Source organism: Patescibacteria group bacterium, from assembly GCA_028692545.1.
GTDB lineage: Bacteria > Patescibacteriota > Patescibacteriia > UBA1558 > S5-K13 > STD2-204.
This window is the reverse complement of record JAQUXC010000012.1, coordinates 24,187-31,571: the sequence shown is the minus strand read 5'-3', so window position 1 is coordinate 31,571 and position 7,385 is coordinate 24,187. Positions and strand designations below refer to the sequence as shown.

Genomic DNA, 7,385 nt, shown 5'->3' with positions numbered 1-7,385 from the left:
TCTTTGAAATTTATCCAGCCAGTATTTTCATTGTATGCATATTTATTTGTATTATCTATTGATCCATATGTAATAGATGCATGTGATGGATTATATAGAAAAAAGCTAAAAATTAGAATAAAAAATGAAATACTTGTTTTGATTAATTGTTTTGTTTTGATCATAGATGTTTAAAGATTATTTTTATTAGATATATAAAAAATTATTAAAAATGATAATATTCATAATATATTTTAATTATACTGCCCCCCCTGAGATGTAAATAGCTTATTTTAAATAATTAACATTTTTTACATTATACTCTATACTTAATTTATGAAATATGCCTCAGTAAAACCAATAATAAAGCTAAAAAAGTCCTTAAATACACTAGACTATATAATTCCTGATAATATCAATGCATCTATTGGGCAATTAATAGAAATTCCATTTAGAAACAAATTTATATTTGGCGTAATTTTTGATATAAAAAAAGATACAGATCAGCCAAAAAATATATTAAAATCAATAAATAAAATTGTAATAAATGATCCCATAATCACAAAACAACAAATAGATTTTTATAATTTTTTTGTAAAAAATAATTTTGATTCACTAAATTTTGTAAATAATATTATTCCTCTACCACTAAAGAGAATTAGCAAAATAAATGAAACAAAAATTATAGTCACAAAAACAGATTGTAAAATAAAAAATATTAATTCATTAATTATAAAAGATGAAAAAGTAATCTTTAAACATAATTTTTTTGAAGAAGAGATTTCTCTAATAAAAAAAGTTATAGATAAAAATTCCGCCAAAGATAAAAAACAAACTCTTGTAATATGTCCAACAAAATCAAACTTAAAAAAAATATATTCATGTCTTCTAAATTTTTATAAATCAAGCGATATATCCATAATTACCGGCTATACACATTTATCAAAAGCAGAACACAACAAAATTTGGTCTGATATAAAAAACAAAAAAACAAAAATAATTATTGGGACAAAAATATCAATATTTTATCCACTAAATAATGTAAAAACAATAATAGTAAGTGACGCAGAAAATGAAAACCACAATCAAACAGATATAAATCCAAGATTTGGATTATTGGAAAACGTATTAGAACTTGCAAAAATAAATAATTCACAAATCATATTTACTTCTTATTGTCCTCCACTATATTTATATAAATTAGCAAAAGAAAAAACAATAAAATTATTTGAAAGTAGGTCAGAAATAAAAACCAAAATAAAAATTTTGGAGATGAATATGAAATATTTTGAAAATCAAATTCATTTTGATACAGAAAATTATATAAATAAATCAATTTCAGAAAATAAGAAAATTTTATTTCTAATAAATAAAAAAGGTTATAGTAAAAGCTTGTATTGTCCAGATTGTAATAATATTTTTAAGTGCAGTGAATGTGATTCAGTTCTGACATATATAAAAGAAACAAACAATTTATATTGCTATAATTGTAAAAAAGAAATTATTATTCCAACAAAATGTCCAAAATGTGACAATGTAAATTTGAGAGCAAAGGGTATAGGAAGTAAACAATTTTATTTAAATATTTCAAAAATGTTTCCTAACAAAAAAGTACTTATAGTAGACAAAGACCACGAGCAAAACATAAAATTAATAAAACAAAATCAAATAATAATAGCCACAAAATTGATAATGAATTATATAAAAGATAATGAATTTGATATTATAATACTTCCATTTGCTCAGCAATTTTTAAACAACAACTTTGACTCCAATGAAAAATTCTTTCAATTTATCAAAAAATTGATATCACATAAACCAGAAAAACTCATATTACAAGTATTAAACAATTTGGAAATATATGATAATATAAAAAATCAAGACTATTTGAAAATGAGTGGTGAAGAATTGAACTTTAGAAAATTATTTCATTATCCGCCAATATATGAAATTATAAGAATTACAATAAAAGATAAAAATGAGAAAATATTGGAAGAAAAAACAAAAATATTGTATGAAAAAATAAAAAACAATTTATCCGAAGATTTGGAACTATTAGACATTATAGATCCAAAAATAAAAAAGACTTTTTCATACTTTGTAAAATATATAATAATAAAATACAAACCAAATTCTGATATAGATAAAATTCAAAACATATTATATGATATAGATATAATAGATAAAAATTATTTTAAAATATGAAATTAAAGATTACAACTTATCCAAACAAAATACTCAGGACAAAACTAGATGATATTGAAATTTTTGATATAGAAAAATTACAAGAAATTATAAAAGAAATGACAAGAATAATGAAAAAATATGATGGCATAGGATTAGCCGCAAATCAAGTAGGATTAAACACAAAGATTATAGTCATAGAATTTAATGATAAAACAATGGAATTTATAAATCCAAAAATAACAAGTAAATCTCTTTTAAAACAAGAATCTTCAGAAGGGTGCCTTTCGTTTCCAAAAATATCTGGAATTGTAAATAGACCAAAAAATTTACAAATACAATATCAAGATATAGAAGGCAAAAAACATAAAATAAAAGTTTCTGGATTATATGCAACTGTTTTTGAGCATGAAATAGACCACATAAATGGAATAATATTTACCGACAAAATAAAAAAATTTATAGAGGGCGAAATATTATTTAAAAAATTACAAAGCCAAGCAAAAAAAGATGAAAGATAAATCAATAAAAATAATATTTTTTGGATCAGATGAGAATTCCTCTACTCTTTTAGAATTATTAATAAAAAATAAATATAATATTCAACTTGTAATTACAAAAACTGAAAAACAAAATGGAAGAAAAATAAATATAAATTTGGTAAAAAATATTGCGATACAAAATAATATAAAAATATTAGAAGCTGACAAGCTCTCTGATAAAGAATTTGAAATTATAAAAAATATAAATCCTAAAATAGGAATTCTACTTTCCTATGGTGCTATAATACCAGAAAATATTATAAAAATTTTTCCATTTGGAATATTGAATATTCATCCATCACTCTTGCCAAAATATCGTGGTTCTTCACCTGTTCAATATACACTTTTAAATGGAGATGAATATACTGGAGTGAGTGTAATGCTACTGACAAAAAAAATGGATGCTGGTCCAATAATTGCACAAGAAAAAATGAAAATAGAAAATAATGATAATTATTCTTCTCTTAGCAAAAAATTATTTGATGCTGGAAATAAATTATTGATAGAAAATGTTGAAAAATATATAAATGGCGAAATAAAAACAAGGAATCAAGATGAAAAAAATGTAACTTTGACAAAAATTATAAAAAAAGAAGATGGTTTAATAAATTGGAATAATTCTTCAGGAAATATAAATAATAAAATCAGAGCTTTTGAAAATTGGCCCAGTGCATATACAAGATTCAATGAAAAAATATTAAAGATAATTGAAGCTGAATCTGTAAACAAAAATTCTAATAATAAAATTGGGCAAGTTTTCCAAGAAAATAATGATATTTTTATTCAATGTAAATCAGAAATTTTAAAATTAAAAAAAATACAACTTGAGGGTAAATCAAGTTGCGATATAAAATCTTTTGTAAATGGATATAAAAATTTTGTTGGATCTATTTTAAAATCATTTCCTGAAAAGTAATTTTTTTATAGTCTCCTACATCAATCCCCTTCTGAGAATAAACCTGGCTGGTAGAAAATATTTTTTGATCCTTAGAATTTAATTCTAATAATTCAATTGCTTTATTAATTTTTTCCCAAGAAGGAGCTTCAATTTCTAAATAAGGTTCTAATTGTGGATAAAAATCAATATCAAACTCAATATCATCTAAAATATATCTGATTCTTTTATTTTCTATATAATGCTTTTCAATTAAACCAATGTTTAATAAAATATCAGCTGTTTTTTCAAAATTACTAACTTCAATCTCTTTTTCTTCCATCCCTTCATCATTAGATCCATTTAAGCCTGGGTTTATTCTTTTCTTAAAAGATAAAGTAATTTTTTCTCCTTCATCTCTCAAACGCAACCAAGAATTATCTTTATCCAAACGCCAATCTGGATAATCAAAAACTTTCCTATAATAAGTCTTATTAAAAACTTTTTCAGCTCCTAATTTCTCTAATTTACGAATAATTAAATCTGTATTAATATTTAAAAATTTGACTTCAATTTCTTCCATAATTTACGTTTATAATTAGCATTAATTAATACCTGCCAACAAGCATATATTATTATAACATTATGTTTTTTTCGTTACCTGAAATCCTAATCTATACTTACCACCAATCATAAGTCTTGTCTGAGCCTCTACCGCAGGAACAGAACCAAAAAATACTAAAGTAAGTGGAAACAATATCCATTGTAAAAACATTATTGGATACACTATCCAACCTACTCCCTTTGGTCTTTGAGGTAAAAAGAAAATGTTAAACATAGCCACAGCCAAAATTCCAATAAGCCCACAATTCATAACATGTTCTAAAATTACAGGAGTATTGTGAATCATTACATTATAATGAATAGTTTTGTCTGCAATCCATAGTGGCAAACGTCCCATAATAAGAATTAATATTGGAAGTGTTGCCCAAGTATAAGTACCTTCGGATTGATTCCATAAATATTTAATTTTTTTCTTAAAAGGCATCGCTTTGTTTTTTACCAAGTTCATCATCATCCATGGAAAATGTTCAACACCCCAACCCCAACGTCTGATTTGTATATATTGATTTTTGAATGACTCCCAAATATTACCAACATCAACTGTTTGCATAGAAACTGGAATATATATTGGATGCGTTTTATAATCTCCATTGAAATGATTCAAACAATGTAAAAAAATTCTTGTATCTTCTGTTACGATATCTTTTGGATGATAGCCAACTTCTACAAGAGTCTTGAAACTCATACTATGAGATGAAAATGTAAACAATCTTTCTGATCTAGACAAATCTGTAAGAAGCCAAAAAGTTGTAGAATGTGCTACCACTCTTACAATAGGATTTGATTTCCAAACATTATTATTATAAAGAACTAATGGCTGATAGCTATACCTTTCTGGATTGTCTCTTGTCATATATTCATGAGTAAGACAATTGAAATATTGAGAATCTGGCCATGTTTCAATATCAAACATAGAAATAATAACCCTTCCAAATTCTATATTCATATTTTCAAAATATTTTGTCATTTCCTTGCCTATATGATACATATTTGAACCCTTGCCAGGAATTTCATTTGGTAAATTTTTTGGGTGCACTGTAATAATAAAATCCAAAAATTCATTTCCATATTCACTTTTTATTTTATTTGCAATTTCCAAAAAATTATCCTGATCTCTTTCTTCTCCACCAAGAGCAATTACTATTTTATTTTTTGGATAATCTGATTCTAATAATTTATCCATTGTTTCTTTTATAACCTTGTACGGTTCTTTGTATGTTGGAAGTGCTACAAGATGAATATAACTTTGCCAATTCTCTAAACTATTTCTTTTTTCTCTCCAATCTATTTTTATAGACTTACGATAAGTAATCCAAGACATTGCTAAATAAAAAAATAGATACCATATTCTAATAACCCAATAAACATCAAGCACTATTATAAAATAAATACCCCAAATTGGTCTAAATACAGACAATATTATAGACAAAATAAAAGTAAGCCAAACAGCTGATCCTGGCATAATTTCGTATATTCTGTTTTCTACATAATCTAAATTTTCTTCTTTAACTCTAAAGAACTTGAGTAGCTTTTTCATATCAAAAAGTGTAATATAAATGTATAATATAATTCACTTTATACTGTTTTTAACAAAAAATCAACCTATCAAACAATGAGGATAAACACAAAAAACAACATATTATCAATTATAATATTATCCATAATAACAATAATAACCAGGATACCATTTGTATCAAAATATTTATTCGAATGGGACTCTGTACAATTTGCACTTGGGATGGAAAATTTTAATATAATACACCACCAGCCTCATCCACCCGGATATTTTTTTTATATATATAGTGCAAAATTATTAAATTTTTTGATAAAAAATCCTAATTACTCTCTTATTGCTGTTAATATAATTTTATGCGTAGTAGCTGCAATAATATTTTTTATAATATGTAATAAAATTTTCCAAAATAAATTAATATCTTTTTTTGCTTCTATAATATTTATAACAAACCCTTTTGTATGGTTTCATAGTGAATTTGCAAATGTCTATATGATAGATTGTTTATTCTCTCTTATATATTTCTATTTATCATATCTAATATTTATAGAAAAAAAGAATTATACATATCTATTTAGTTTTTTGTTTGCAATTGGTATTGGATTTAGACAAAGTTTAATAATATTTTTTTCACCACTATATATATTTTCAATAATCTATTTTCTTCTTTATCACAAAAGATCTATAAAAAAAATATTAATAAATATAATTATTTTTGTAGTTACAAATCTATTTTGGATATTACCAACAATTTATCTCAGCGGTGGATTTGCTGAATTCTGGAATGTAACAAAATTTCAATATTCTTCTACTTCATCTCAAACATCCATATTTAATTTAAACAAATTATTAACAACAGCGAAACAAACATTTAATACTATAAAATTATTTCTATATTCTGGTGGAATAATTTCTTTTATACTCTTATATTATATAATTTTGAGAAAAATAAAGTTTGCAAAAAAAACCAAAATATTATTGCTACTATGGTTTTTACCTTCTTTTTTATTCTATTGCTTAATACACTTAGGAAAAGTTGGTTATATAATGACTATAGCACCTATTATTCCTATAGTTGGAATCTGGATAATATACACGACAAAATCTTTAACAAAAAAATATATAATTATTTTTATTATAATTATAATTCAGCTAATATTTTTTCTTTTTGATTTAGAACCAAAAAATACAAAACTAAATCACTTACTAATAAATGTATCTCCGTACAAAATAAATACTCAAACTATAAAATATAATGATTCTAGATTAAGAGAAATAATAACTAGTTTAGAAAAATATGATCCAAAAGATACAATAATTCTTAGTGAAGGAGATAGTCCTTATATTATGCAAAGAACAAATTTTATAAAAGATATAAGACATCTAAATTATTATCTACCTCAACACTACATATACTACTTATTCAATGATAAATCTATAACAAGATATTACATGTACAAAGGAATAGACAGAAGATTATTATACCAATCATATATTCCAATAGAAAAAACTGTAAAAAATATAATTCTCGTAACAGATGGATATAATTATGATATATATAATTTTGAATACTTGGATATCCATTTAACGGAGAATATATATTACAAAAATATTTCAGATATGGATGAATTTGAATATCTTGGATATAGGTTTGTAAAACAAAAATAAT

The 7,385-nt window shown here is 23.7% G+C and carries 6 protein-coding genes; 4 read left to right on the top strand and 2 right to left on the bottom strand.

The genetic code is table 11. The annotated features are described in order from the left end of the window. Nucleotides 1-315 precede the first annotated feature (315 nt). From PHZ07_04670 to fmt, 3 genes are read left to right on the top strand one after another with little or no spacing between them, the layout of a single operon-like run. Nucleotides 316-2,184, top strand: coding sequence for a hypothetical protein (locus PHZ07_04670; protein ID MDD3284859.1), 1,869 nt, complete (start codon nt 316-318; stop codon nt 2,182-2,184). Then, nucleotides 2,181-2,684: a peptide deformylase gene (gene def / locus PHZ07_04665; GenBank protein ID MDD3284858.1), complete on the top strand. Its 504-nt coding sequence runs from the start codon at nt 2,181-2,183 to the stop codon at nt 2,682-2,684. The genes PHZ07_04670 and def overlap by 4 nt, the downstream gene beginning before the upstream one ends. After that, nucleotides 2,674-3,621, top strand: a complete 948-nt coding sequence (gene fmt / locus PHZ07_04660; protein ID MDD3284857.1) for a methionyl-tRNA formyltransferase — start codon at nt 2,674-2,676, stop codon at nt 3,619-3,621. The genes def and fmt overlap by 11 nt, the downstream gene beginning before the upstream one ends. On the opposite strand, the gene PHZ07_04655 is transcribed toward fmt, so the two are convergent. Then, a complete protein-coding gene (locus PHZ07_04655; protein ID MDD3284856.1) occupies nt 3,593-4,162 on the bottom strand; it encodes a CYTH domain-containing protein in 570 nt (189 codons plus the stop codon). The genes fmt and PHZ07_04655 overlap by 29 nt on opposite strands. Nucleotides 4,163-4,222: 60 nt before the next feature. Then, nucleotides 4,223-5,740, bottom strand: a complete 1,518-nt coding sequence (locus PHZ07_04650; protein ID MDD3284855.1) for a glycosyltransferase family 2 protein — start codon at nt 5,738-5,740, stop codon at nt 4,223-4,225. 75 nt (nt 5,741-5,815) lie between these two features. Here PHZ07_04650 and PHZ07_04645 point away from each other — a divergent pair, with 75 nt between their 5' ends. Beyond that, the gene (locus PHZ07_04645; GenBank protein ID MDD3284854.1) at nt 5,816-7,384 is read left to right on the top strand and encodes a DUF2723 domain-containing protein; all 1,569 of its coding nucleotides are present in this window, start codon (nt 5,816-5,818) and stop codon (nt 7,382-7,384) included. Nucleotide 7,385 lies beyond the last annotated feature (1 nt).